This is a genomic window from Nocardioides sp. WG-D5 (assembly GCF_054031175.1).
Map to the genome: position 1 here is coordinate 4,423,754 of NZ_CM132928.1, position 24,781 is coordinate 4,448,534.

A 24,781-nucleotide genomic window follows, 5' to 3' on the forward strand; every position below is an offset into this window, starting at 1 on the left:
TCGAGGGGTGGCCCGATTTCTCGACGTACACCCTGACAACCCGCAGCCCCGTCTGATCAGCCAGGTCGTCGATGCCCTGCGTGACGACCAGCTGATCGCGTACCCCACCGACTCCGGCTACGCGCTCGGATCGCGGATCGGCAACAAGGACGGCCGCGACCGGATCCTGCGGATCCGCGGCCTCGACGACCGTCACCACTTCACGCTGATCTGCAAGGACTTCGCGCAGCTCGGCACGATGGTCCACGTCGACAACAGCGCCTTCCGGGCGATCAAGCACGCCACCCCGGGGCCCTACACCTTCATCCTGCCGGCCACCCCGGAGGTGCCGCGACGGCTGATGCACCCGAAGAAGAAGACCGTCGGCGTACGCATCCCCGAGCACGCCGTGGTGCAGGCGCTGCTCGAGGAGCTCGGTGAGCCGTTGCTGTCCTCGACGCTGATCCTGCCCGGCGAGACCGAGCCGGAGGTCTTCGGCTGGAACGTCAAGGAGGCGCTCGACCACCAGGTCGACATCGTGATCGAGGCCGGCGAGACCCCGGCCGAGCCGACCACGGTCATCGACTGGTCCGACGGTCAGCCCGAGATCATCCGCCAGGGTGCCGGCGACGTCTCCGGGTTCCTCGCGCTCGACTGAGCGGTCTGGCCGGACCGATCAGGAGGCCAGGGCGCGCTCGCGCTCGACCTCGTCGCGGGTCTCGCTGCGCTGTCGCAGCACCCGGCGGCGCATCACCAGGCAGCCCAGGCACAGGGCGTAGCCGATGAAGAGGCTGATCGCGTGGTGTCCGAGGCCGCTCACCACGGCTTGGACGAAGCCGTCCTCGGCATCGGCGATCGACCCGGGCTGGGTCGCGGCCAGCAGGATGAAGATGCCGAGCATGATCAGCGGTGGGAGCACGCCGACCACGAAGAAGTCGCTGGGTCTGACGATGAGCGCGAGCGTCAGCGCGATCGCCACGAAGGTGAGGTCGAAGAGCAGGCCGATCTGGTCGTCGATCAGGAGGTCGACGAAGGTCACGGTCAGCGATGTGGCGGATCCGAGCGCGACGACATGGCGGCCGGACTCTCGTCCTTCCTCCCAAACGGTGCGTTGACGCTGACTCATGCCGTCGCCTCCGTCGCGCAAGCGCCATCATACGGACGCGACGGCCCGAGGCTCATTGTCGCTCGCTGGCGCTCGCTCATGGGGTCACGATCTCTCGTATGCAGCCTGTGTATCAGAACCCACGGTAGGGCCCGGCACACCGTCATTTTCGGCGGCGCGCCGATCATCCTCCCTTACGCTGCTGAGCCGCTCCACGGCGCGGATCTCGACGGGACGCGGCGTCTCGAGTTCATCATCAGTTACCGATAATTCATTGAAACGACGGGCGGCCACGAGGACCCGGTTGTCGAGGGATCCGATCGCCTGGTTGTAGCGAGTCACGGCGGTGTTGAGAGAGCGCCCGATGCCGTCCAGATGGGTCGACATCGTGGCGAGGCGCTGGTGCAGGTCACGGCCCAGCCGGTGGATCTCTCGGGCCTGCTCGGCGAGCGCCTCGTGGGACCATCCGTGCGCGACGGTGCGCAGCAGCGCGATCAGCGTGGTCGGGGAGGCGAGCACGACCCGGCGCTCCCCGGCGTACTCGATCAGGCCCGGCTCGGTCTCCAGCGCCGCCGAGAGGAACGACTCCGCCGGCACGAAGAGCACCACGAACTCGGGCGACTCCTCCAGGAAGCGCCAGTAGGCCTTCGAGGCCAGCTGGTCCACATGCGTACGCAGCTGGGCGGTGTGGCGGCGGAGGTGGGTGCGGTAGTCGTCCTCGTTGTCCGCCGCCGCGGCGTCGAGGTAGGCATCGAGAGGGACCTTGGAGTCGACGACCAGCTCCTTGCCGCCGGAGAGGTGCACCACCAGGTCAGGACGGAGCCGTCCGTCCTCGAGCTGGACCTGCTCGGAGAAGTCGCACTTGTCCACCAGGCCGGCCAGCTCCACCGCGCGGCGCAGGTGCATCTCGCCCCAGCGGCCCCTGACCTGAGGCTTGCGCAGCGCCGTCGACAGCGACCGGGTCTCGCTCTGCAGCCGCCCGACCTCCGTCTCGAACTGCCCCTGCCAGCGCGCCCGCTCGCGGTCGAGATGCTGCATCTGGTCGCTGAGCCGGTCGAGCCCCTGCATCACCTCGGCCTGGTCCACCATCCCCGCCGCGACCGTCTCCACGCTCCGCGCGCGCACCCAGAGCCCCCCGAGCACAGCGCCCAGAGCAAGACCGATCATCAGCCCGAGCACGAGGATCCAGATCTCCATGAAGATGATCCTTCCAGGAACCACCGACAGTTTTGTCTGCGACTGCTTCGCAATTCGCGCAGCGCTTGCGCTTGCCCCTCGTCTTCCTCCGCTCCGTTCGTCGCTTCGCTCCTCACTGCGCTGCGTCCAGACGAGGGGCGCTCCAGCGCTGATCGTGGAGGGAAGGAGCTTGTTCGTGGTTGCATGGAGACATGGCCTACGACGCCGAGCTCACAGAACGTGTCCGCGCGCTGATGCCTGCCGGCGTGACCGAGGTGAAGATGTTCGGTGGGCTGGCGTTCATGGTGAACGGCAACATGGCGTGCGCGGTGGGCGCCGACGACCTGCTCGTACGCACCGGCAAGTCGGCCTACGAGGCCGCGATCGAGGCCGGCGCCGAGCCGATGGTCATGGGTGCCCGGACGATGTCCGGCTACGTCAACGTCGCCGCCGACCTGCTCCGCGGCGACGCGCTCGCCGACTGGGTCCGGCGGGGCGTGGCGACGGCCGAGTCGCTGCCGCCGAAGCCACCGAAGTAGCCGAGCCGCCTCAGTCGGCCAGGTCGACGATCACCGGAGCGTGGTCGGAAGGGGCGCCGGTGCCGATGGCGGGGTTGCGCTCGTCGAGGTCGACGAAGGCACCCGTGACCCGCGACGCGAACGACGGCGAGCCGAGGACGAAGTCGATGCGCAGGCCGCGGTTGCGCTCGAAGCGCTGCCGGTAGTAGTCGAAGTAGGTGTAGGCCTCCGGACCGGGCACGAAGGGACGTACGACGTCCTTGAAGTCCTTCTCGATGGCGAAGAAGGCGTCGCGCTCGGCGGGGGTGAGGTGGGTCTTGCCGACGAACTGCTTGGGGTCGAAGCAGTCCTCGTCGAAGGGGCAGACGTTCCAGTCGCCGACCATCGCCGAGGGGCCGTCGTACCAGGCGGTCGCGGCCTTCTGCAGCGCGGCGAGCCATTCCAGCTTGTAGGCGTAGTGGGGGTCGTCGGGCTTGCGGCCGTTGGGGACGTAGACCGAGGTCACCCGGACCCCGCCGCACGTGGCGGTCAGCGCCCGCGCCTCCGCGACGTCCTTGAACGACGGCATCCCCTCGAACCCGACCTGGATGTCGGAGAGCCCGACGCGGGAGATCAGCGCGACGCCGTTCCACTGGTCGTACCCCACCGAGGCGACCTCGTAGCCGCGCGCCTCCAGCCCCATCGTCGGGATCTGGTCGGGCCTGGCCTTGGTCTCCTGCAGAGCGAGCACGTCGATCGAGTGTCGCTCGATGAAGGCCTCGACGCGGTCGATGCGGGAGCGGATGGAGTTGATGTTCCAGGTGGCGATACGCACGCCCGTCAGACTATCGACTGGCCGTCGTGGACTACCGTTTGAGGCGTGGGCAGAGCGACGATCGAGATGCACGGGGTCCGTCGTCTCTATGAGCAGGCCGACCTCTCCGAGCTGGTGGCCCTCGACGACATCGAGCTGACCATCGAGCCCGGCACGTTCGTGAGCATCATCGGGCCCTCAGGATGCGGCAAGTCGACGCTGTTGCGGCTGATCAGCGGGCAGGAGAAGCCGGACGCGGGCAGGATCACGGTGTGCGGCCTGACCCCGAAGGAGGCCGCCGAGGCGAAGGCCTTCGGCTTCGTTCCGCAGTCGCCGGCGCTGCTGCCCTGGCTGAGCGTGCTCGGCAACGTGACGTTGCCCCACAAGGTCAACCGGCGCGGGGTCAGGCGACGGCGCCCAGGAGACAAGGACAACCGCATTCGCCCCGACCTCGAGGCGATGCTGCGCGAGGTCGGCCTGGGGGAGTCGCTCCACAAGCTCCCCGCCGAGCTGTCGGGCGGCATGAAGCAGAGGACCGCGATCGTACGCGCCTTCGGGCTGCGCCCCGACGTACTCCTTCTCGACGAGCCCTTCGGTGCGCTCGACGAGTTCACCCGGGAGGCGCTCCAGGAGCAGCTGCTGGAGCTGTGGGAGCAGACCCGCGCGACGGTCGTCTTCGTCACCCACTCGATCTCCGAGGCGGTCAGGCTCTCGGACAAGGTCGTGGTGATGGCGCCGCGGCCGGGCCGGATCACCGACGTCATCGACATCGACCTGCCCCGCCCGCGGCATCAGGAGATCATCACCTCGCCGGAGTTCCACGCCTACGAGCTCGCCCTGCGGGAGAGCCTGCGGGACGCGTTCAGCCACAGCGGGGTCACCCTGTGAGCCGGGTGATCGGCGAGGTGGTCGCTCCGGCTCCCGACACGGCCACGGGGCGAGTCGGCGCGCGACGCCTCCGTCAGCGCGCCCGGATGCTCCGGCCGGCGTACTGGCTCCCGTTCGTCCTCCTCCTCGTGGTGCTCGGGTTCGGCTGGGAGATGGGGGCGCGGCGGATGCCCTACCTGTTCGCGCCGCTCGGCGACGTCGCGAGCGTGCTGACCGGCGACCCGGGCTACTTCCTCTCCAACACCCTGGTCACGCTCGGCGAGGCGCTGGTGGGGCTCGGGATCGGGTTCGTCGCCGCGTTCGTGCTCGCGGTGGTGGTGAGCGAGATCGGCGTGGTGCGGCGCGCGGTGATGCCCCTGGCCGTGGTGCTCTCGGTGACGCCGCTGGTGGCGATCGCGCCGCTGCTCGTGGTTGCGCTCGGGTTCGGGATGGGGCCGAAGGTCGTGCTGACCGCGCTCGTCTGCTTCTTCCCGATCCTGATCAACGTGGCGACCGGGCTGCGCGCGGTGCCCGGCCCCGTGCTGCAGGTCTACCGCACCGTGGCCGCCAGCCGGCTGGAGGTGCTGCGGCACCTGCGGGTCCCGGCCTCGCTGCCCTACGTCTTCGCGTCGCTGCGGATCGTCTTCCCGCTGTCGATGATCGGCGCCGTCGTGGCGGAGCTCTCCGCCGCGGGCTCGGCCGACGGTCTCGGCAGCGTGATACAGGTGGCCAGCTCGCAGAACAGACTGGCTACGGTGTGGGCAGCGATCTTCGTCCTCGCGGCGCTCGGCTCGCTGCTGTTCTGGCTCGTGACGCTCGCCGAGCGGCGAGTGCTCCACTGGCACCAGTCCTGACCTGACTCGAAGGAGCCTTCATGTCTCGCGTACGTCCGATCGCCGCTGCCCTCACGTCGGCGGTCGTCCTGCTGGGTGCGCTCACCGCCTGCGGCTCCTCGCAGGACTCCGCCGGCGAGCAGGGGAGCGCCGTCTCGGCCGAGCGCTGCGAGCAGAACGAGAAGGCCGGGAAGATCACCTACATGTCGGGCTACTACTGGCAGGCGTCGGCCTCGATCATGGAGGCCATCGCCGCGGATCGGCTCGGCTACTTCGACGATCTCTGCCTCGACGTCGAGCTCCAGCCGGGCTCGGGCGACGTCTCCCAGAACGCCAAGCTGATCGCCGCCGGGAAGGTGCAGGTCGGCCCGCTCTCCGAGCAGGACATCATGACCTCCAACGCGAGCGGCCTGAAGGTGCTCGGCGTCTCCTCCTACTCCAACGCCGGCCTCGACGTGCTGATGACCGGCACCTCGATCACGGATCTGAAGCAGCTCGAGGGCAAGACCCTCGGCCACAAGGGCTGGGTGCCGGTCGGGGTGCAGGCGATGCTCGCCGAGGCCGGGGTCGACATGTCCAAGGTCAAGCAGGTCAAGGTCGGCTACGACCCCGGCGTGCTGCCGCGTGGCCAGGTCGACGCGCTGGTCGGCTTCGTCTCCAACGAGCCCAACCAGCTGAAGGACGCCGGGGAGAAGGTCACGGTCTGGGAGCCGACCGACTTCGACGTGCCCGGCTCCCTCGGCGCCTACTCCGTCAACCCCGCCTGGGCGGAGAAGCACCCCACCGCGGTCGAGGACGTCCTGCGCGCCGTCTTCAAGGCCTACACCTACTGCGCCGCCGACGAGCACGTCGAGGAGTGCATCGGCTACCAGCACGACCTGGCCGGCGCCGAGTCCGACGAGAAGCACGAGACCGCCATCTGGCGCACCGAGGTGAAGGTCGCGGCCGACAACCCGCTCCCCGGCAGGTTCGGCTCGGTCGACCCCGCCAACGTCGCCGCCCTGGCCGAGGTCGTGACGACGTACGCAGGTCAGAAGGTCACGCCCGAGCAGGCAGCCTCCTGGTTCGACACCTCGTTCGCCGAGGCTGTCGTCGACGACGCCGACAAGGTGATCTGGCCCGCTCCGTGACGCGACCGATGGCAAACGTACGAGTTTCGCTCGAAACTTTTGCCTGTTCAACGGCAATTTGGCCGGAGTTTCTATGTCGCATCCGGGGTCGTAACGCTTGAATCTCCTGTGGCCGTCGGCGTCAATCGCCGGCGGCCGTTCACAAATCCAGGAGGAAAGAGCTATGCGAGTTCGTATTCCCATGATGATCGCCGCGGCTGCGGGTGCCGCAGCGCTGACTGCGTCGATGGTTCCCGCATTCGCCGAGGAGGCCCCGAGCTACCAGGAGTTCGAGGCGTCCACGTATGTCGACGTCGACGGTCAGTACATCGTCAACGGCGACGAGGTCGTGTCCAACCAGGGTGACCTGCACAAGTTCTACGAGTCGATGGTCTCGACGCCGAAGCACGTCCCGGAGGACGGCCTCATCGTCAACACCATCAGCGGCAAGGACGACAAGTGGTCCGCCTCCCAGGCGCTCAACCTGACCTACTGTGTCTCGGACAAGTTCGGCACCAACAAGGCCGCCATCGTCACCGCGATGAGCCAGGGCGCGGGTCTCTGGGAGGCGGCGAGCTCGAAGGTCGACTTCATCTACGTCCCCACCCAGGACGCCTCGTGCAACACCCGTAACTCCAACGTGCTCTTCTCCGTCGAGCCGGTGAGCACCTCGCAGTACATCGCGCGGGCGTTCTTCCCCTCGACCTCGAAGCGCTCGCGCAACGTGCTCATCGACGACTCGATCTTCTCGTCGGGCGCCTGGGAGCCGGGTGACATCCTCGGTCACGAGCTCGGTCACACCCTCGGCTTCCGCCACGAGCACACCCGCCCGGAGGCGGCGACCTGCTTCGAGGACAACAACTGGCGTGCGCTGACCCCGTACGACTCGTCCTCGATCATGCACTACCCGCAGTGCAACGGCGGCTCCTCGGACCTGGAGTTCCAGGCCTCCGACGCGGCCGGGGTCCGGGCGCTGTACGGCTCCTGATCATCTAGCAGCACAAAGGCGGCCCTCCCGGTTCCGGGAGGGCCGCCTTCCTGTATCGCCTAGTAGGACAGTCCGTGACCGAGCGGGAAGAGATCCGGGATCTCGACTGGGAGCTTGCCGCTCGGGTTCACCTCGCCGTGGAGCACCCGCACCAGCGACTCGAGCTGGTGGGATGTGTAGCCGTACGTGTCGAGGACCGTGGCCGCCTCGGGGAAGGACGTGACGTCGTAGGGGTTGCGCATCGCGGTCACGACCACCGGGGTGTCGGTGGCGAGCAGCGCCTTGACCAGCTTGGTCTGCGCCACCGACGCCGGCGTCGGCTGGCCGGTCGCCGGGTTGATCTGCCAGGCGTTGTTGGTCGGCACGACCACCAGGTCCTTGCCCGCGGCGGCTGCGACGGCGGCGTCGATCTGCGCGTCGGTCGGGGTGGTGCCGGACTGCAGCACCTGGGTCGTCGCACCACGCTTCTGGAAACCGGCCGCGATGCCCGCGGTCGTGTCCACTCCCCATCCCGCGACCAGGACGTCCTTCGGGCCGGGGGCCAGCGGCAGCAGGCCGTCGTCGTTCTTCACCAGGGTGGTGGTGCGGTCGGAGATCGCCTGGGCGTCGGCCTTGTGCACCGGGTCGGCGAAGACCGCGGGAGCGGCGGCCGGGTCGACGTACGGGCTCTCGAAGATCTTGTTGTCGAGCTTGTGCTTGAGGATCCGGTAGACCGACTCGTCGAGCCGCTGGCGCGAGATGGTGCCGTTCTTGACGGCGCCGAGGACCGCTGCGTACGCCGTGTCCATCTGCGGCGGGATGAGCAACTGATCGGCTCCGGCGAGGAAGGCCTCGACCGGGGCGACGTCGGGCGGGTAGGTCGCGCTGGCGCCCTGCATGTCGAGGGCGTCGGTCACGATGAGGCCGTTGAAGCCCATCTCCTCGCGGAGCAGGCCGGTGAGGATCGGCTCGGACATGGTGGCCGGCTCGCCGCTCGGGTCGATCGCGGGCACGGTCACGTGGGCCGTCATGATCGCGTCGATCCCGGCATCGATCGCGGCCTCGAAGGGCGGCAGGTCGATCGCCTCGAGCTGCTCGCGGGTGTGGGTCACCTCGGGCAGGCCGTAGTGGCTGTCGGTGCCGGTGTCGCCGTGTCCCGGGAAGTGCTTGGCGATCGAGGAGAGGCCGCCCTTGTCGAAACCGCCGACCTCCGCGGCGACGATGTCGGAGACCGCGGCGGAGTCGGCCCCGGCGCTGCGGATGCCGATGACCGGGTTGTTGGGGTTGAGGTTGACGTCGGCGACGGGCGCGTAGTCCTGGGTGACGCCCACGGCGGCCAGCTCGGTGCCGATCACCTCGGCCGACCGGGCCGCGTCCGCGGTCGAGCCGTCGGCGCCGAGCGCCATCTGGCCGGGCATCTGGGTCGCACCGCTGGCCGGTCCGAAGCGGGCCACGAGCGCGCCGCCCTCCTGGTCGACCGCGATGTTCAGCGGGATCTTGGGGCGCTGCTGCAGCGCGGCGGTCTGGAGGCCGTTGGAGAGCGTCGCCACCTGGGTGGCGTCACCGATGTTGTCGGGGCCGCGGGTGGTGAAGTAGATGACCCCGCCGGGCTGGTACTTCGCGATCGCCTGCGCCGGGGTGTCGACGCCGTAGAGCTTCTGGTTGCCGGCCTTCGCGGCGTCGCTGACGTTGTTGGCGTCGCGTCCGTAGACCTCGATCACGAACAGCTGCCCGATCTTCTGCTGGAGCGACATGTGGCGCATCAGCGAGACGATCTGACGGTGCTGCGGCGACGCCGTGTCCGGGGCCGGCTGGCCGGCGGTCGTCCTGGGCGGGTCGGGCTCGACGGCGTGGGTTGCTGCGTACGGCATCGCAACCGCCACCGCGGCGGCAAGCCCCGCAGTCGCCAGCCGTGCACCTCTGGTCAGTGTCGCTCTGCTCATGACAACCTCGCCATCTGCGCCGCTGCCGTGCGGCACGGCGATTCACTTTAGGGGCTACCAACCGGTCACGGAAGATAATTGACGACTCCGCGCAAGTGGACACGCCGAATCAGTCGTTGTGGCGACCGAAACTGTCGCAATGGCGGACGAAACTCGACATTCGTCACCCACATCTACAGATTCGCCTGCCACAACCACTGATTCGGCGGACGAATTTTGTCGGATCGGTGGACAGAACGGCTTCGCAGGGCCAGGGTGAACCTTCGTGCGCATCGTTGTCGGAGCCGCAGCGGCGGCCACTCTCGCCCTCACCACCCTCACCCTGGCGCCGGCGGCGCAGGCTGTGCAGTCAGGGGGTGCGTACGACTGGACGGCTGTGAACGTCGATACGACACAGGGGTTCCGGGCGCTCGACGCCGTCGACGCGGAGACCGCGTGGGTCGGCGGGGACCGCGGGGGAGTGTTCCGTACGACGGACGGCGGTGACACCTGGGACGAGGTCTCGCCGCCGGGGTCCGACGGGCTGCTCTTCCGTGACGTCGAGGCGCGCTCGGCGCGCGAGGCCGTGGTGCTCTCGATCGGCGAGGGTGAGGCGAGCCGGATCTACAAGACCGTCGACGGCGGCGCGACCTGGACCGAGACGTTCCGCTCCGCGGAGCCGACAGCGTTCTACAACTGCGTCGACTTCTGGCCGGGTGGCGAGCGGGGCATCGCGATGAGCGACCCGGTCGGTGGCGAGTGGCGGATCATCACCACCTCCGACGGCGGCGACACCTGGGAGATCGCGGACACCCAGGGCCTCGAGGCACCGGGCGAGTTCGGCTACTCGGCCAGCGGGACCTGCCTGGTCACCGCAGGGGCGCACGACGCCTGGATCGGCGGCGGCGGTGCCGCGGCGAAGATCTACGCCACCCACGACGGCGGCCGCTCCTGGTCGTCGGCCGACTCCACGATCGCGACCGGCGAGGCCGCCGGCGTCTTCGGTCTCGGCTTCCGCAACCCCCGCCAGGGGATCGCGGTCGGTGGCGACTTCGGCCTCGAGGACGACGGCGTCGACCGCGCGGCCTACTCCACCGACGGCGGCCGCACCTGGAAGAACTCCACCTCCGACCTGGGCGGATACCGCGAAGCGGTGGACTGGATCGGCGGCCGCACCGCGATCGCGGTCGGCCCCAACGGCAGCGACATCAGCCACGACAACGGCCGCTCGTGGAAGCCGTTCGGCGCGACCCAGACCCGCTTCCACACCGTCGACTGCGTCGGCGACACCTGCTGGGCCGCCGGCGCGGGTGGACGGGTCGGGGTGCTCAGCCGCTGAGGGTCAGATCGTGAGCCCGATGGTCATCGGGCCGCTCGGGGCCATCTCGTGCTCGCCGCGCTCGATGCAGAACTCGTTGCCCTCGGGGTCGCGGAGCGCGACGAAGCCGGACCCGTCCTCCTTGCGGTGGTCGCCGAAGACGGTGGCGCCGAGCGAGAGCGCCCGCTCGACCAGCTCGTCGCGGGTGGTGTCCTCCGGCTTGATGTCGATGTGGACCCGGTTCTTCGCCGTCTTCGCCTCGGGCACGGGGACGAAGAGGAACATCAGCTCCTTCGACGGGAAGCTCCTGGCGACGATCACCTCGGGGTCCTCGTCGTAGAAGAGGTGCCAGCCGGCGACCGCCGACCAGAACTCGGCGAGCTTGCGAGGGTCGGCACAGTCGAAGGTGAGGTGGCGGATCTGGATCGTCATGGGCGGATCATCCTCCAAAGCCGGACCGCGGGAAACGGGTTATTCGACGAACCCCGAGACCGTACGCGGCGTGGCCGCCGCCGCGAGGGCGACGGCCGTCTCGAGCGGCACGTCCGGGACGGCGACGTGCTCCTGCCCGGCCGCGGTCATCGCGGTGACCTGGGCGAGGCCGATGCGGCGGTCGAAGAAGGTCTGCCGGACCCGCCAGCCGATGATGCCGTCGGTCTGGAGGGCCGTGCGTACGGCGGTGTAGGAGCCGGAGCGGACCACCAGGTAGCGGTCGGTGAGGGCGTGGCCGAGGTGGCGGTGGCGCAGCTCGGCGCCGAGCATGCCGAGGACGAGCGCGACCACCATGACGGTCACCGGGAGCCACCAGATCCAGGTGTCGCCGAGGACGCCGATCAGCACGGTCGGGACGAGCGCGACCAGCGTCCAGATCACGGTGGCGACGGCCGCCCGGAACCAGTAGCGCCGGCGGGGCCGCGGCCCGTGACCTGTCAGCTCCGCCGAGAACGCGTCCTCGCCGAGGATGTCCGTGCCGACGGCCGACACGACGGACTCCGGGGCCGTCGGCAGGACCGCGGGGGAGTTGTCGTCGAGGCCGGTCGTCAGCAGGTTGAGGTCGGCACCGCCGGCCAGGCCGATCAGCGGGCCTACGGTCGAGGTGGCGCCGCGTACCTTCGCCTCCTCCACCGTCGTCGCGCGGGTGCTGGTCAGGCCGAAGCTGCGCCGCAGCGTGGTGCCCTCGCGGCCCTGCTCACGCACGACCTGGAGGTCCCACCAGCGCACCGCGTAGCCCACGCACGAGCCGACCGCCCACACCACCACCGCGGCGACCAGGGCGATCGGGATGGCGATGACCAGCAACTGCAGGAAGGAGTCGATCGGCCGGCCGTTGATCTCGCCGTCGTCGACCCGGATCCCGATCGTCCGCTCCCACGGGATGACGTCGGAGAACGCGCCGAAGAACGCGGCCAGACCACCGAGCGCGATCGCGAGGTTCTTGAGGTTGAGCGGGGCGTATCTGATCCAGGACCAGTCGAGCCTGGCGATGACCTCGCCTCCGGCGTCTGAGCGATGTGGCCCCGGGCTGGTCGCGACAGCCGCCGAGGCGTCGCTGCCGGACGCCTCGGGCGCGACGTCCGTCGGTGACGTGGGCGCCGCGTGGAGCAGCTCGCGCCGGAGGCGGGCTGCGGCGTCCTTGGTCAGCGAGTCGAGGGTGATCTGGCCCTCGTCGACGCCGGTGCCGACGTTGACCTTGGTGACGCCGAGGGCACGGTGGATGAGGGTCGAGCTGAGGTCGACGCTGCGCACCCGGTCGAGGCGCGCGGTCAGGGTGGTGCGGTTGAGCAGGCCTTTGCGTACCTCCAGATGGGTCGGCGTCACCCGGTAGGTCGTGGTCAGCCACGGGACCAGGCCCGCCAGGGCCGCGACGACTGCGATGCCGAGCGCGACCAGGAGACCGATGAAGACGTTGGCCTGACCGGCGCCGAAGGCACCGACCGCGGCCGGGATGATCGCCTGGCGCAGCGTCGCGAGCGGGCTGACGATCGCGGTCCAGCCGGCCAGCCGCTGCCACTCCGCGTCCGGGATCCCAGGGGTTTCGGGGGTCTCGGGGACCTCGGGTGTGCTCACGTCGCGTCCTCGGGCGTCGCGGCGGTGATCGCGACGAGCTTCGCGACCACCTCGAGCGCGAGCGCGTCGTCGAGGCAGGCGATCTGGACGATGCCGGCCGAGGAGGCGGTGGAGACCTTGACCGTACGCAGCCCGAACCGCCGCATCAGCGGCCCCTGCGTCGAGTCGACCGTCTGCACCCGGGAGAGCGGCACGATCTCGTCGACGACGGTGAGCCACCCGTGGCGTACGTGGACGGCGATGTCGGTCACCTCCCACCGGTGGATCCGGAACCGGATCGACGGCACGAAGGTCAGTCCCGGGACCGGCGCCAGCGCGAAGACCACCGCGGCGAGCCAGAGGATCCAGGTCCAGAAGCCGTCGGGCACCATGACCGCCGCCACCACGGCACCGACTGCGAGCGCCAGCCAGATCACGGCCCCGATCGCCTCCGCCGTACGCCAGTAGGCCGGTGCTCGCTCGGAGACCTGATGGGCGGGTTCGCGCAGTCGCTGTGGTGCGTCGGCATTCACGGCGCGAGCCTATTGGGTCGGCTCCCTTTACCGTCTGGATTTGTGGTCGGCGATTACGGAGGCGTACCAGGCGAAGGAGTCGCGCGGCGTACGCACCAGGGTGTCGTAGTCGATGTGCACCAGCCCGAACCGCTGGGTGTAGCCCTCGGCCCACTCGAAGTTGTCCATCAGCGACCAGCAGTAGTAGCCGGCGACGTCGATGCCGTCGGCGACCGCGCGCTCGACCTGGCGCAGGTGGAGGTCGAGGTAGGCGATGCGGTCGGCGTCGCCGTCGCCGGGGGCGGTGTTGTAGGACGCCCCGTTCTCGGTGATCACGAACGGCGGGTGCTCCGGGTAGCGCTGGTGCAGCGCGGTCAGCAGCTCGTGGAGCCCGTCGGGGACGACCGGCCAGCCGAAGTCGGTGGTCGGGTAGCCGGTGATCGGCGGCTGCTCGATCGGGTTCGGGGCGCCTTCGGGAGCGGCGGCCGCCGCGGTCGGGTTGTAGTAGTTGAGCCCGTAGAAGTCGAGCGGCGTGCTGATCACCTCGAGGTCGCCGTCCTGCACCGGGAAGAGCGCGGCGAGATCCTCGGGATAGTGGCCGAGCAGCACCGGGTCGGCGAAGGAGTGGTTCCACAGCGTGTCCAGCAGGCCCGCGGTCGCGACGTCCGCCTCTGCGTCGGTCGCCGGCCAGACCGGCATGTGGTTGGTGGCGGTGCCGATGCTGCTCGCGCCCGCGGCCCGCAGCGCCTGGACCGCCAGACCGTGCCCGAGCAGCAGATGGTGACCGGCCGGCAGTGCGTCGAAGACCAGCGCCTGACCAGGGGCATGGATGCCGAGCGCGTGGCCGAGGACGGTCACCACGTTCGGCTCGTTCACCGGGCACCAGTGGGCGACGCGGTCGGCCAGGCGATCGCCCACCACCGCGGCGTACTCTCCGAAGCGCTGCGCCGTCTTCCGGCTCAGCCAGCCGCCGTGCGCGTCCTGCAGCACCTGCGGGGTGTCCCAGTGGAACAGCGTCGCCATCGGCGCGATGCCACGCTCGAGCAGCCCGTCGACGAGGCGGTCGTAGAAGTCCAGGCCCACCTTGTTGACCGCGCCCGAACCGGTCGGCAGGACCCGGGACCAGGAGATCGAGAAGCGGTACGCATCCAGTCCCAGCCGCGCCATCAGGCCCAGGTCCTCATCGAGCCGGTGATAGTGGTCGCAGGCCACCTCGCCGCTGCTGTCGTCGAGGATCCGTCCCGGCTCGGCACAGAAGGTGTCCCACACCGAGGGACCCCGGCCGTCCTGGTCGGCCGCCCCCTCGATCTGGTAGGCGGCGGTGCTGGCGCCGAAGCGGAAGCCGGTCGGAAGGCTGGTGCCGGGAAGCTCGCTCACGCAACCACAGTGTGCCCGCTGTGCCCGGGTGCCGTCCGTGGTTTCGGGGGAAGGCGGCGTACGACTCTAGGATTGTCGATCGTGGCACTCACCATCGGCATCGTGGGACTTCCCAACGCGGGCAAGTCGACCCTCTTCAACGCTCTGACCAAGAACGACGTTCTCGCGGCGAACTACCCCTTCGCCACCATCGAGCCCAACGTCGGCGTCGTCGGGGTCCCCGATGAGAGGCTGGCCGAGCTGGCGAAGATCTACGGATCCCAGAAGCTGCTGCCGGCCACGGTGCAGTTCGTCGACATCGCCGGCATCGTGCGCGGCGCCTCGCAGGGCGAGGGCCTGGGCAACAAGTTCCTCTCCCACATCCGTGAGTCCGACGCGATCTGCCAGGTCACCCGGGTCTTCCGCGACGACGACGTCACCCACGTCGACGGCAAGGTCGAGCCCGCCAACGACATCTCCACCATCCAGACCGAGCTGATCCTCGCCGACCTGGAGACGGTCGAGAAGGCGATCCCGCGGCTGGAGAAGGAGTCGCGCAAGGCTCCTGACCTCAAGGCGAACCTCGCCGCCGTGGTCGAGGCCAAGGAGGCCCTCGAGGCCGGCACCCCGATCATCGCCACCAAGATCGACCGGGCCCTGATCCGCGACCTGATGCTGCTCACCGCGAAGCCCTACATCTTCGTCTTCAACTGCGACTCCGACGAGCTCGCCGACGAGGCCCTCAAGGACTCGATGCGCGAGCTGGTCGCCCCCGCCGAGGCGATCTTCCTGGACGCCAAGTTCGAGTCCGAGCTCGTCGAGCTCGACGAGGACGAGGCCCGCGAGTTCCTGGCCGACGCCGGCGTCGAGGAGCCGGGCCTGGACATCCTCGCCCGCGTCGGCTTCGACACCCTCGGCCTGCAGACCTACCTCACCGCGGGACCCAAGGAGGTCCGTGCGTGGGAGATCCCCAAGGGCGCCACCGCCCCCGAGGCCGCCGGTGTCATCCACACCGACTTCCAGAAGGGCTTCATCAAGGCCGAGATCGTCTCCTACGACGACCTCATCGCCGCCGGCTCCGTCGCCAAGGCCCGTGACCTCGGCAAGGTCCGTATGGAGGGCAAGGACTACGTCATGGCCGACGGCGACGTCGTGGAGTTCCGCTTCAACGTCTGAGCGACGGCCGTCATCTGTCGTCCCCGCACTCACGCCAACACTGGAGGTTCCATGCCCAAGGGCTACTGGGTCAGCGTCTACCGCAACATCTCGGACCCCGAGAAGCTGGCTGCCTACGGCAAGCTCGCTCCGGCGGCCGTCGAGGCCGGGGGCGGCCGGGTCCTCACCCGCGGCAGCCGGGTCGTGGCATATGACGACGGAATCGCCGAGCGCACCGTCCTGATCGAGTTCGACAGCTTCGAGCAGGCCGTCGCGACGCACGAGAGCGCCGCCTACCAGGAGGCGCTGGCCGCCCTCGCCGGCGGCGTCGAGCGCGACTTCCGCATCGTCGAAGGCCTCGACTGACCGAGGTCCGGTCGGACCTTCAGTGAAGATCCGCGATCTCTTGGTTGCGAGGCCGTTACCGCTGGCCAGGCGTAAGTTCCTGGCCGCCGAGGCGGTCCGCGCGTCGGAGATCTCCAAGCGCGCCACCGCCCCCGAGGCCGCCGGTGTCATCCACACAGACTTCCAGAAGGGCTTCATCAAGGCCGAGATCGTCTCCTACGACGACCTCATCTCTGCCGGGCGCCGTTGCCAATGCCCGGTGACGTGGCAAGGTCCGCATGGAGGGCAAGGAATGCGTCATGGCCGACGGTGATGTGGTCGAGTTTCGACGCGGAGTAACCTCTGCATCCTGAAGTAGCCCTCAGCCGCGCTCTGTACCTCATTCAGGGGATGGGCCCACGGCTATGTGCCGATTGCGTCATAGGTCGCCAAATCGCTTTCTATGCTCCGTGCTGTGCGTGAAACGGGCCGAACGGCCGGACACATGTCGGTTGTCACGAGGCGGTTCTGCTGCGGCGGCGAGCCCCTCCAGGGGCCAGGGGTCGGCGGCAGGACGTTCGATGGGGCGCGCTGTGGCGAATGATCCGCTGAACCTCGATGAGCCGGGTGAATGGGCGGGCGTCTGGTGGGTTCCGGGCGATCCTGATGACCAGGTCGCCGGCGTACTCCGCTACGAACCGGAGCGCGGCCTAGAGCTCTCGCTAATCGGCACGTTCGAGGATCGCATTATGTCGAGCCCCTCACCTGGCGTCGTAGACATCCACGAGGGTTATCAGACGTGGGACGTCATCCACGGTGTGGCTGAGCAGCGCGAGATCACCCTTCTGGGCTGCGCCCCGAGGAGCACGACGCGCACGATCTTCGCACGCGTGAAGAGTCCCGATAAGCAGACCGTGGCGGCCACGGCTGCGCTCATTGGCGCTCAGGTCGCTGGGGACGACGACATGGCCTTCTCCGAGGTTGAGGTGTCGATCGAGGATCTCGGCCTCTGGGCGTCGTCTTCGGTCTTCGAAGAGGGCTTCATCGGTACTTCTGGTGGCAAACTTGACGGAACTGGACGCATCTCCGCGGGGCCGGTGGAAGTTCAGTCGGTCGTTGTCGACGGGACCGAGTTTCGTCTTGAGCACCGACACACGCTCCCCTTCTTTGACCGGCGCAAGGGCTGGACTGTTGGACGTATGCGCAACACAGCGCTTATCCGCGTCGTCCCGTCGGAGCCCCTCTCGTTGAACGCGGCTATGACGTCTGCCAGATTGATGCAGGACTTGATCGCGGTCGCTACGCATCGGGCTGCCGGGGTGATCTGGCTGAGGTTGAAAGTGGCGGAGGCCGAAGGCGAGGTGCGTGGTGATCGTCCTGCACCGACCCGATATGCTGATGTGCTTCATTCGCCATCTGCCCTCGGCAAGCCCGAGACCAAGGCGCTAGACGTCGACCGAACCTTCTTCACATGCGAATCACTCTCGTTCGAAGAGGTCATTCCTCGTTGGTGCGATGCGCACGGACGACTGCAGGCTGCAACCAACATGATTCTCGGGCTCCGCTATGCGCCGGCCCGTTATGTGGAGAACAACCTACTGACGGCCGTAGGCGCGGCGGAGGTGCTGCATCGCGGCCTCCGCATCGATGAGAAGCCGTTTCCCCGAGGTGAGTTCAAAGCGATGCGCGAGGCAATGCTTGGGCAGGTGCCGGAGGAGCACCGCGACAGGTTCAAGAAAGCCATTCGTAACGATCCCACGCTCCGGGACCGGCTCTATGCCCTCGCTGCGCGCCCAGATCAAGGCGCGATAGCCCAGCTCATGCCGGATGTGGACCGCTGGGCGGGGCGAACCACAAGCGCGCGTAACGACTTGGCGCACGAGGGTACGACCCCCGACCACTCCATCGAAGAATTGCATGTCGTTGTCGAGGTGACGACCGCCGTCGTGATCCTTAACGTCTTGCACGAGCTCGGGTTGCCTCCAGAACGGCAGCGCGAGATCGTGCGGGAGCATCCGCAACTCCGGGCAACTGCAAAGGCCGCACACAAGTGGCTGGTTGCTCCGGAGGCGGACGGCTGAGCGTCGGTCGGCGGCCAGGTGCGCAGCAGCACGGCGCTCATGCAGCCTCGGTCTCTTGTCACTGGGCTGTTGCGGCGATCTCGGCGACTGGCAGGAGCAGAGCGCGGAGTCGCTCGCTCTGGGCTTCGGTGAAGGGCGGGGCGGAGGCGCCGAGTTCCGCAGACAGTAGTGTTGAGGAGGACGGATGGCGGGGCTCTCGCACGTTGGGACGATGCTGTCGTCGACCCAACCAAGGGCGTGCGGACTGTGCGGAGACGTCCGCAAGCTTTCTAGGGCTCACGTTCCCCCTCAGGTCGCTGGCAATTCGACGCGAGTTGAGCGTGCCCCGGATGTCATCGACGCGGGTGTACGGCGACCCGGCCGCTGGACCGAGGGCGGTGTATGGGTGCGTGGGCTATGCGAGCGGTGTAACCACCTCTCGGGGAGTACGTACGACGGTGCCTACGCGGACTTCGCTGCACAGATCGGCCGGCTCACGAGCCCAGGCGCCCTTCGTCTGCAAGTCATACCCGGCGAGCCTCCCGGGGCGCGCTTTGCTCCAGGGCTAGTGGCTCGGTGCGTCCTCTACAGCATGTTTGCGATCAATCCCCGCTTGCGGATCCTTTACCCAGATCTTGCGCACGATCTGTGTCACGAGACGGTACCTGGGCACGGTCCAATTCGGTGGCCGGTCCAGTTGCGTCTCCTGGTGGGCCGCAGCCATCCGGGTCTGCTGCGCGCTAGCGTCGTATCAAGCGGAGTCTGGGCAATGAAGGTTCTATCCGATCGGGTTGTTCATCACTCCTTCGGTGACATCGTCTTCCCGCCTTTGACATGGACTCTCGTTCCATCTGATGTCCGCAGCGAGCGAGTCGGTCTAGGGCCTCAGATCACTAAGAACCTTGGCGACGCGAGCGACTGGATCAACTATGGTCCTGACCGAGTCTCGGTCGACCTCCGACTTATCTGCAAGCGGTTCCCTGCGATTGCATTGCCCCTGTTGATTCGGCGTGATGACTGGGTCGAGTTGCTACCACAAGAGACTGACGGCGTCGGAGCGGTCGTCGTTTATGGTCGGCTCCCAGGGTGAGGTCGACTGATGAATCTGTGATGACTAGTAGGCGGCCTACTGCCATAGTCGAGCGATCTCGGTCGTATACAGGCGAGCTGGTGAGTGAACTCGGCTACAGCATGTGTTGTGTGCAGCCTTGCCTGCGGCTTACGCGGACCAACGCAGTTCTTGCAGGTCGGTCAGAGTGGCGGAACCAGCGGTGCTACTTATGGACGTCTATGTCGGCAGATCAATCTGCGGCGTCGTTGCTACCGTCCCGCCAAGGGCGAACTCGGCCAGACGGGTTTGTGCGACAGACTGCGCGACGCGAAGGTCTTCCGTTCCGACGCCACATAGTCGGAGGCAGGATGATGCGATCGAGCGGGCAGTCGAGGTAGTGATGGACCGCCCACTGGCGCGGATTGCGATCACGCCCTCGACGAGTTGAAGGACCAGGTCGCCGAGGTCCTCGGGGTCGTGGTTGTCCGTTCTCGACTCGGTCGCGACGGTGTTGGCCAAGTCGCGATATGCGGTGAGCAAGTCATTCCGGCTTGCGACGTACCCCTCTGCGGCGGGGGAGGACACGATATCGGGCACGCCGGCGAGCAGCCCGATGTTGTGGGGCGCGGTCGCGAGAGTGTCGATGTCGACCAGCGCCAAGAGGTAAGGGCCGTCGGGCGCGGATCGTCGATGGTCAGTGTGAGGATCTGATCGACCTGGTCGAGTGTGGGCCGGAGCGTCCGTTCCAGGAGGGCAGCGAGGATCTCGTCCTTGCCGGCGAAGTGGTAGTAGAGCGAGGCCTGCCTGATCCCCACCTTCTCGGCGATCTCGCGGGTGGAGGTGGCAGCGAATCCCCGGGTGACGAAGAGTTGCCCTGCGGCGTCGAGGATCTGTTCGCGCGGGCTGAGCGTCGAGGCGATGTTGGTGTGCCGTGGCCGCCCGACGCCGCGTCGTCCTGAGGTGCCGGAGACCGGGATGGCGAAGGACATGGACGGGCCTCTCAACTGGTGGGTGTTGTTGGTGGTCCCAGCCGTGTGGCGCGTTCGGGGGCCCCACGGCCAGGACCTGAAACCACTTTCGCGCGGGGAGAGGTGTGCTGGCAGGGCACTCAGTTGGCTGGGTCAGGGCAATCTGCGTCGTTCAGAACGCCGTCCACTTCCAGGGTCGGGGGATCTCGCCTCGTAGGCAGGCGAGCCGGTGAGAGACCTCCGCTGCCGCGTCGGGACTTTGCGCTGATTTGTCTGCAACGAAAGCGGTCCAGCGCAGCTCTTGCAGGTCCGCAAGTGTCCGAAACCACGGTGCTTCGCGTACGTCGTAGCCGCCGTAGGCGGTGACGAAGGCGGTGTAGTCGTCGTTGTCGATTCGCGCGAAGTCTTCGTGGTCGACGGCGAGTGGGATCAGGTCCCAGGCGGGGTGGCCGATCGAGACGTTGTCGAAGTCGAGAAGGACAGGTGAGCCGTCGTCGGGCACGACCAGGTTGCCTTGCCATGCGTCGCCGTGGATGACATGTCGGGATCGGGGGACTTCGGTGGTTGTCAGGTCGGTGGCCAGGGTCGCGAGTCGGTCCTGTAGCCATGCGCGGTCTGTGGTGGATATCCCAGTCGCAGAATCGATGCGTTCGGCAACGTGCCCGACCACGTCGAGGTTCGGTAGGTCGATGGTGGTCGGCGTTGGGAGGTCGTGGAGCTTGTGGAGCATGGCGCCCAGTTCGGCGGGAGTTGCGTGACGGTGTGGCGGGATCGGCGTCCACCAGCTCACTGGCCTCTCACCGACCAGGACAAGGCGCAACCTGTCAATAGGGAGGTTTGCGTTGATCCCGTTGCTCGACAGCCAGGAAGCGATCTGGACCTGGCGGGCGGCGTCCTCGGCCGTTCCGGAGCGGCCGACGCGGGCGACGACCCCGGATTCGGGCAGCAAATAGATCGCGTTCGAGCCATTCCGCAACAAGCGAGCGTTCGCTGTGTTCAACCCGGCTTGCGATGCTGCTTGCTGCAGCACGTCGAGGTTGTCGTTTGTTGTGGGTGCTGCCGCTGTCACGGAGGTCGTCCTTACGGGGTCATCTGGTGCGTGCTGCGTTGGACGCTGCGTGGTGGAGGTCGCGTGCTGCGGGGGATCCTGTCGTGCCGGCCGCTGCAGCCAGTACGGCCCACTCTTCGCGCATTCTGGACGAGCGAACGCTGGGGGACTCCTCGAGAGCGATCTGTGCGACTGTGGTGGCCCGGTCAGTTTCGCCCATGGATACCAGAAGCGTGGAGAGTCGGATCCGGCAGAAGGTCAGCGAGCGCACGTAGGTCGATTCGCGCAGCGATACGGCGGCGTCCAGGCGGTTCAAGGTGTCGTCGACGTCGATGCCGGCTTGCGCGAGTGGCAGGCGCGTCCTGCCGATGGAGCCTTGGTGCTCGGCTTCGTCGTAGTAGCCCAGCCACGGCGGGTCTTGGTCAACCTCGCGTTTGGAGAACCACTCGTCAGAGACCTCGACTTCGTTTCGAGCCTCGGCGTACTGCCCGGTCTTCGTGAGCAGTCGTGCGCGCCACGCGGCGAGCATCGCTTGTCCTGTGGCGGTGAGGTCGCCGGAAAGTTCCTTGGCGGCGTCGACGATGGCAAGACCGTCCTGAGGGCGGCCGAGGTCGATCGTCTTGCGTGCCATGTCTGCCATGACGCTTGCCCGAAGTGATGTCGAGCGGGCTTCGTCCGCGCACCAGAGCGCGAGCTCGTAGCACCGGTCGGCGACGCCGAAGTTGTTCATGTCGTAGGCGGAGAATCCAACGACGCCGGCGAGATTACCGACTGCTTGGAACAGCGCACGACGGACGTCGATGGCCGCGCGGGCCTGCAGCAACCCGACGGCCATGCGTAGCTGTGCTGTGGCCATCTCGGCGGCGACTGCTCCGCCGAAGCGGTTCTCCGATGTGGCGATCACGCGTGTGGTCTCTCGGATGAACTCGACCTCGGGCCATCCGATGGTGGCGGGTGTCGTAGGTCCGAGCGCGTCGAGCAATCTGTCGTGGGGGCGGCCGGATGAACTCGCCGTCACTTGGGTCGAAGGGGTTGCGACTGCTCGACCTCGGCGGGTTGGTTTGAAGCCGAGCTCGGCGTCCGTCCCGGCGCCGAGGACTGCTCGAAGGCCGAGGCGGTAGATCTCGCCGGGCCACTGGATCTGACCGCGCTCGTATCGGCCGATCGTCTCAGCATCGATCGTGGACCTGGTGCCGGTAGTGGACCAGATGTGACGGTTGACCGCCTCGGCCAGCTCGAGCCGTGTCATCGGCGCGCCCGAGCCGGAGGGGGAGGGCATGGATTGCCGCCGTCGACGGAGCAGCTCGTTAGCCAATGCTCAACCTCCCGGACCGGTTCTTTGCACTAACGATGGTCGCCGACGTCTGGCGCTTGGGCAATGACGTAGGCGACCGGACCCTGCATCGGCTCACCACGTCGGTCGTAGCTGTCGAAGACCTCTCGCACCTCGAGTCCGGCGGCGGTAAGTGCTGTTTGCAGGTCGGCGAAGCGGTGGACGCGGCGGTCAAAGAAGTCAGCGACCTCTGCGCCGTCAGGCAAGGTCCAGGTGCGGGTCGTGGTCGCTATCCGACGCTCGGAGTCCCAGGCGCTGTCGATGGTGACGGTTGCTTGCCCACCTGGCACCGAGACGTCTCGCTGACTGTGGGCTGTTGTCGGAGGCGAGACCAGGGTCTGCGCTACGACGAGCGCGCCGGGTGCGGCGTTGGCAGCGAAGGTCGCGCAGGCGGCGTTGAGCTGCTCCTCGGTGTGCAGGTAAGCGAGGGTGTTGCCAAGGGAGAGAAGGACGTCAAAGAGCCGCTGGGATCGGTAACGAGTGACGTCGCCGACGGCGAAGCGCCCGTGTGGGCACGTCGCTTGGGCATGTTCGATCAGCTGTGGCTGGAGGTCGACGCCGACGTACTCGTAGTTCGTCAAGGCCGTCGAATGGATGCCGGTGCCGCAACCCAGGTCGAGAATGCCTCGAGCGCCCTTGGGCCCGTACTCGCTGAGCAGAAGCTCCAGCAGCACCGCAAGCGTGCTCACGTCCCCAGCGAAGTGGTCATGGAGGACGGGGTCCCGGTACATGAGGTTGCCAGCCGCGAGGGCTCGAGCCTGCTCGGAGGCGACGGTTGCGCTGAGATTCATCGAAGACTCCGAAGCGCGAGTTCAACGGTGACGAGATCGGCGAGGCGGGGGTCCGCCTGGCCCGTGCTCTCGTAGCGGTCTATGGCGTCCACAAGACCAGCGTGGTTGATCCAACCGTCATCTGCCAGCAGCGACTCGGATCGGATCTGCTTCAGCGCTTGGAGCCCGTTGGTGCGCATCCCACACTCCATGAGGTCGAGGAAGCTCTCCGGCTCGGCCGGGTGGGTCAGGCGCCGCGTCATACCGGCGCGGGCGAGCCGTTCACGGAACATCCTCTTCCCGCGCCGATGCGAGGCAGGTAGCTGCTCGGTGAATCGACCAACCAGAGGATGAGCGAGGGGCGCCACCGGCCAGATACCAGCGTCCAGATACGTCGGATTGTGGAGCGCAAGCGCCTCGAGGGTGGGGAGCGGGACGACGGACACCGGTGCCGCATCGGCTTCGAGGTCACCAAGCGACCCCCAGGCTCTTGGACCGAGCCACGGCGGAGGCGGCAGATGCCCATACGTGTTCGCAGGTGAGTCGGCGACCCGCTCGCTCGGGTGCGGCGCATTGACCTCATCGCCCCCGAGCCCGAGATACACGACGCGCGCTGAGACGTCGGAGACCCGGTCACGCATCGCGTCGAAGGCTTCTCGGTAGTAGGCCGTCGAAGGGCTGTGTGGCTTCTTGCGGATGGAGGGGTCGAACGGCAGGTGATCGCGTGCCTGCACCACTGCGTCCGCGGCGCCGACGTGCGAAGCGAGCGTACGGCGGCGATAGCGCTGCTCCCGGCCGGCACGGCCCGTGACCTCGATCCCGACCGTCCGCACTTCTCGGTAGCGCTCAGCAACAGTCAGCAAGACGTTCGCAGAGTCGGCGCCGCCTGACAGCTCTACGGCCGCCGTGCCGTCAGGATCGGGCAACCTCTGCACGAGGTACGTCAGCACCTTCTCGAACGCCTCGACCGGATCAACAGCGTCAGCTAGATCGCGAGCAGCCAGAACGTGGTCCGCGGGATCTGGGTAGGTCACGTGGATCCCCGTGGAGGTCATCGTCGCCGTGGCTCGTTCGGTGATGCGGTGAACGCCGTCGAACATCGTTGCGGACGAATACACGGGATTGCGAAGGAGTGCCCTTACAACCGAGGGGCCGTTCAATGTCGCTACGTCGAACCCCGAGCGAAGCTCGGCAAGATTCCATGACCCGAAAAAGACGCCATTGCGGGAGGCGATATGAATCGGGGCCGTCCCCATGACGCCGGCTTGGACCGTCACCCTGCCCTGAGAGAGTTCGAGGGTGACATGGTCGCCTGGCCATCTGCGCATGTTGGCCATGGTGAGTTCAGAGCGGGTATCGCCTGCAGCATCTCGCTCGCGAACAGTAGCCACGCACTTGCCCGACAGGCTGACGTCGAGTGTGGACTCGAGCACGGGGCTGGCCAGCGGCTCGATCCAACTGCTCCCACACACCCAGACAGCACCGTCTCGACGCCAATCCTGGCCACCGATGTCGACCGCATGAATCTCGAACCTCAACATTCAGAACTCCCTCGGTCAGCGGTAGCTGTG

General features: G+C 67.7%; 23 protein-coding genes and 2 pseudogenes. 11 read left to right on the top strand and 14 right to left on the bottom strand.

The genetic code is table 11. The features are described from left to right. Window positions 1-7 precede the first annotated feature (7 nt). Window positions 8-637, top strand: a complete 630-nt coding sequence (locus ACWZJV_RS21335; protein WP_008358975.1) for an L-threonylcarbamoyladenylate synthase — start codon at window positions 8-10, stop codon at window positions 635-637. An 18-nt stretch (window positions 638-655) separates the two neighbouring features. Here ACWZJV_RS21335 and ACWZJV_RS21340 read toward each other — a convergent pair whose 3' ends face one another. Then, window positions 656-1,105, bottom strand: a complete 450-nt coding sequence (locus ACWZJV_RS21340; protein WP_008358973.1) for a DUF6542 domain-containing protein — start codon at window positions 1,103-1,105, stop codon at window positions 656-658. Window positions 1,106-1,189: 84 nt separating this feature from the next. Further along, window positions 1,190-2,281, bottom strand: a complete 1,092-nt coding sequence (locus ACWZJV_RS21345; protein ID WP_457178507.1) for a DNA recombination protein RmuC — start codon at window positions 2,279-2,281, stop codon at window positions 1,190-1,192. Window positions 2,282-2,472: 191 nt separating this feature from the next. On the opposite strand from ACWZJV_RS21345, the gene ACWZJV_RS21350 reads away from it, so the two are divergent. Continuing rightward, window positions 2,473-2,799 carry a TfoX/Sxy family protein gene (locus ACWZJV_RS21350; RefSeq protein ID WP_457178509.1) on the top strand — a complete coding sequence of 109 codons (327 nt, stop codon included), beginning with the start codon at window positions 2,473-2,475 and terminating at the stop codon, window positions 2,797-2,799. Between the two features lie 10 nt (window positions 2,800-2,809). On the opposite strand, the gene ACWZJV_RS21355 is transcribed toward ACWZJV_RS21350, so the two are convergent. Continuing rightward, the gene (locus ACWZJV_RS21355) at window positions 2,810-3,592 is read right to left on the bottom strand and encodes an exodeoxyribonuclease III (RefSeq protein ID WP_457178511.1); all 783 of its coding nucleotides are present in this window, start codon (window positions 3,590-3,592) and stop codon (window positions 2,810-2,812) included. 45 nt (window positions 3,593-3,637) lie between these two features. Here ACWZJV_RS21355 and ACWZJV_RS21360 point away from each other — a divergent pair, with 45 nt between their 5' ends. The 4 genes from ACWZJV_RS21360 to ACWZJV_RS21375 all read left to right on the top strand — a co-directional run bounded on the left by ACWZJV_RS21360 (window position 3,638) and on the right by ACWZJV_RS21375 (window position 7,368). Beyond that, the gene (locus ACWZJV_RS21360; protein ID WP_457178513.1) at window positions 3,638-4,459 is read left to right on the top strand and encodes an ABC transporter ATP-binding protein; all 822 of its coding nucleotides are present in this window, start codon (window positions 3,638-3,640) and stop codon (window positions 4,457-4,459) included. Then, complete coding sequence (locus ACWZJV_RS21365) at window positions 4,456-5,292, top strand: ABC transporter permease (protein ID WP_457178515.1); 837 nt, start codon at window positions 4,456-4,458, stop codon at window positions 5,290-5,292. The genes ACWZJV_RS21360 and ACWZJV_RS21365 overlap by 4 nt, the downstream gene beginning before the upstream one ends. A gap of 20 nt (window positions 5,293-5,312) precedes the next feature. Continuing rightward, window positions 5,313-6,401: an ABC transporter substrate-binding protein gene (locus ACWZJV_RS21370; RefSeq protein ID WP_008358963.1), complete on the top strand. Its 1,089-nt coding sequence runs from the start codon at window positions 5,313-5,315 to the stop codon at window positions 6,399-6,401. Window positions 6,402-6,564: 163 nt separating this feature from the next. After that, window positions 6,565-7,368 carry a M57 family metalloprotease gene (locus tag ACWZJV_RS21375; protein WP_040755296.1) on the top strand — a complete coding sequence of 268 codons (804 nt, stop codon included), beginning with the start codon at window positions 6,565-6,567 and terminating at the stop codon, window positions 7,366-7,368. A 59-nt stretch (window positions 7,369-7,427) separates the two neighbouring features. Here ACWZJV_RS21375 and ACWZJV_RS21380 read toward each other — a convergent pair whose 3' ends face one another. Continuing rightward, entirely contained in the window at window positions 7,428-9,290 is a 1,863-nt protein-coding gene (locus tag ACWZJV_RS21380) for a glycoside hydrolase family 3 protein (RefSeq protein ID WP_008358961.1), read from the bottom strand. A 265-nt stretch (window positions 9,291-9,555) separates the two neighbouring features. Between ACWZJV_RS21380 and ACWZJV_RS21385 the strand changes: the two genes are divergently transcribed. Continuing rightward, window positions 9,556-10,608 (top strand): WD40/YVTN/BNR-like repeat-containing protein, encoded by a 1,053-nt coding sequence (locus tag ACWZJV_RS21385; protein WP_457178518.1) that lies wholly within the window; start codon window positions 9,556-9,558, stop codon window positions 10,606-10,608. Window positions 10,609-10,611: 3 nt separating this feature from the next. Here the strand turns inward: ACWZJV_RS21385 and ACWZJV_RS21390 are convergent, their stop codons facing one another. Genes ACWZJV_RS21390 through ACWZJV_RS21405 form a run of 4 tightly spaced genes read right to left on the bottom strand, consistent with a single transcriptional unit; the run spans window position 10,612 to window position 14,522 of the window. Further along, on the bottom strand, window positions 10,612-11,019 hold the full coding sequence (locus tag ACWZJV_RS21390) for a VOC family protein (protein WP_008358957.1): 408 nt from the start codon (window positions 11,017-11,019) through the stop codon (window positions 10,612-10,614). Window positions 11,020-11,058: 39 nt separating this feature from the next. Then, window positions 11,059-12,654, bottom strand: coding sequence for a PH domain-containing protein (locus ACWZJV_RS21395; RefSeq protein WP_457178521.1), 1,596 nt, complete (start codon window positions 12,652-12,654; stop codon window positions 11,059-11,061). Beyond that, complete coding sequence (locus tag ACWZJV_RS21400; RefSeq protein ID WP_008358954.1) at window positions 12,651-13,166, bottom strand: PH domain-containing protein; 516 nt, start codon at window positions 13,164-13,166, stop codon at window positions 12,651-12,653. The genes ACWZJV_RS21395 and ACWZJV_RS21400 overlap by 4 nt, the downstream gene beginning before the upstream one ends. A gap of 27 nt (window positions 13,167-13,193) precedes the next feature. After that, the gene (locus ACWZJV_RS21405; RefSeq protein ID WP_457178523.1) at window positions 13,194-14,522 is read right to left on the bottom strand and encodes a GH1 family beta-glucosidase; all 1,329 of its coding nucleotides are present in this window, start codon (window positions 14,520-14,522) and stop codon (window positions 13,194-13,196) included. Window positions 14,523-14,603: 81 nt separating this feature from the next. Here ACWZJV_RS21405 and ychF point away from each other — a divergent pair, with 81 nt between their 5' ends. From ychF to ACWZJV_RS21425, 4 genes and pseudogenes are all read left to right on the top strand, one after another. Further along, window positions 14,604-15,677 carry a redox-regulated ATPase YchF gene (gene ychF / locus ACWZJV_RS21410; RefSeq protein ID WP_008358950.1) on the top strand — a complete coding sequence of 358 codons (1,074 nt, stop codon included), beginning with the start codon at window positions 14,604-14,606 and terminating at the stop codon, window positions 15,675-15,677. 51 nt (window positions 15,678-15,728) lie between these two features. After that, window positions 15,729-16,022 carry a DUF1330 domain-containing protein gene (locus ACWZJV_RS21415; RefSeq protein ID WP_008358939.1) on the top strand — a complete coding sequence of 98 codons (294 nt, stop codon included), beginning with the start codon at window positions 15,729-15,731 and terminating at the stop codon, window positions 16,020-16,022. A 97-nt stretch (window positions 16,023-16,119) separates the two neighbouring features. Further along, window positions 16,120-16,354, top strand: a pseudogene (locus ACWZJV_RS21420) (DUF933 domain-containing protein); the annotation flags it as partial. A gap of 207 nt (window positions 16,355-16,561) precedes the next feature. Next, a complete protein-coding gene (locus ACWZJV_RS21425; protein WP_457178526.1) occupies window positions 16,562-18,061 on the top strand; it encodes an ApeA N-terminal domain 1-containing protein in 1,500 nt (499 codons plus the stop codon). 1,267 nt (window positions 18,062-19,328) lie between these two features. On the opposite strand, the gene ACWZJV_RS21430 is transcribed toward ACWZJV_RS21425, so the two are convergent. The 6 genes and pseudogenes from ACWZJV_RS21430 to ACWZJV_RS21455 all read right to left on the bottom strand — a co-directional run bounded on the left by ACWZJV_RS21430 (window position 19,329) and on the right by ACWZJV_RS21455 (window position 24,751). Then, window positions 19,329-19,751: a hypothetical protein gene (locus ACWZJV_RS21430; protein ID WP_457182018.1), complete on the bottom strand. Its 423-nt coding sequence runs from the start codon at window positions 19,749-19,751 to the stop codon at window positions 19,329-19,331. A 149-nt stretch (window positions 19,752-19,900) separates the two neighbouring features. Further along, window positions 19,901-20,080: pseudogene (locus tag ACWZJV_RS21435) on the bottom strand (TetR/AcrR family transcriptional regulator); the annotation flags it as partial. Between the two features lie 151 nt (window positions 20,081-20,231). Next, window positions 20,232-21,128: a phosphotransferase family protein gene (locus tag ACWZJV_RS21440; protein WP_457178528.1), complete on the bottom strand. Its 897-nt coding sequence runs from the start codon at window positions 21,126-21,128 to the stop codon at window positions 20,232-20,234. 19 nt (window positions 21,129-21,147) lie between these two features. Further along, window positions 21,148-22,386: a hypothetical protein gene (locus ACWZJV_RS21445; protein WP_457178529.1), complete on the bottom strand. Its 1,239-nt coding sequence runs from the start codon at window positions 22,384-22,386 to the stop codon at window positions 21,148-21,150. Between the two features lie 65 nt (window positions 22,387-22,451). Beyond that, entirely contained in the window at window positions 22,452-23,129 is a 678-nt protein-coding gene (locus ACWZJV_RS21450) for a class I SAM-dependent methyltransferase (RefSeq protein WP_457178531.1), read from the bottom strand. A gap of 98 nt (window positions 23,130-23,227) precedes the next feature. Then, on the bottom strand, window positions 23,228-24,751 hold the full coding sequence (locus ACWZJV_RS21455) for a hypothetical protein (RefSeq protein WP_457178532.1): 1,524 nt from the start codon (window positions 24,749-24,751) through the stop codon (window positions 23,228-23,230). Window positions 24,752-24,781: the final 30 nt, after the last annotated feature.

What these genes read in the sequence shown, in the direction of transcription:
- ACWZJV_RS21340 (WP_008358973.1), bottom strand. Translation starts at nt 1,105, where the DNA reads ATGAGTCAGCGTCAACGCACCGTTTGGGAGGAAGGACGAGAGTCCGGC.
- ACWZJV_RS21345 (WP_457178507.1), bottom strand. Translation starts at nt 2,281, where the DNA reads ATGGAGATCTGGATCCTCGTGCTCGGGCTGATGATCGGTCTTGCTCTG.
- ACWZJV_RS21350 (WP_457178509.1), top strand. Translation starts at nt 2,473, where the DNA reads ATGGCCTACGACGCCGAGCTCACAGAACGTGTCCGCGCGCTGATGCCT.
- ACWZJV_RS21370 (WP_008358963.1), top strand. Translation starts at nt 5,313, where the DNA reads ATGTCTCGCGTACGTCCGATCGCCGCTGCCCTCACGTCGGCGGTCGTC.
- ACWZJV_RS21375 (WP_040755296.1), top strand. Translation starts at nt 6,565, where the DNA reads ATGCGAGTTCGTATTCCCATGATGATCGCCGCGGCTGCGGGTGCCGCA.
- ACWZJV_RS21380 (WP_008358961.1), bottom strand. Translation starts at nt 9,290, where the DNA reads ATGAGCAGAGCGACACTGACCAGAGGTGCACGGCTGGCGACTGCGGGG.
- ACWZJV_RS21390 (WP_008358957.1), bottom strand. Translation starts at nt 11,019, where the DNA reads ATGACGATCCAGATCCGCCACCTCACCTTCGACTGTGCCGACCCTCGC.
- ACWZJV_RS21415 (WP_008358939.1), top strand. Translation starts at nt 15,729, where the DNA reads ATGCCCAAGGGCTACTGGGTCAGCGTCTACCGCAACATCTCGGACCCC.
- ACWZJV_RS21425 (WP_457178526.1), top strand. Translation starts at nt 16,562, where the DNA reads ATGGGGCGCGCTGTGGCGAATGATCCGCTGAACCTCGATGAGCCGGGT.
- ACWZJV_RS21445 (WP_457178529.1), bottom strand. Translation starts at nt 22,386, where the DNA reads ATGCCCTCCCCCTCCGGCTCGGGCGCGCCGATGACACGGCTCGAGCTG.
- ACWZJV_RS21455 (WP_457178532.1), bottom strand. Translation starts at nt 24,751, where the DNA reads ATGTTGAGGTTCGAGATTCATGCGGTCGACATCGGTGGCCAGGATTGG.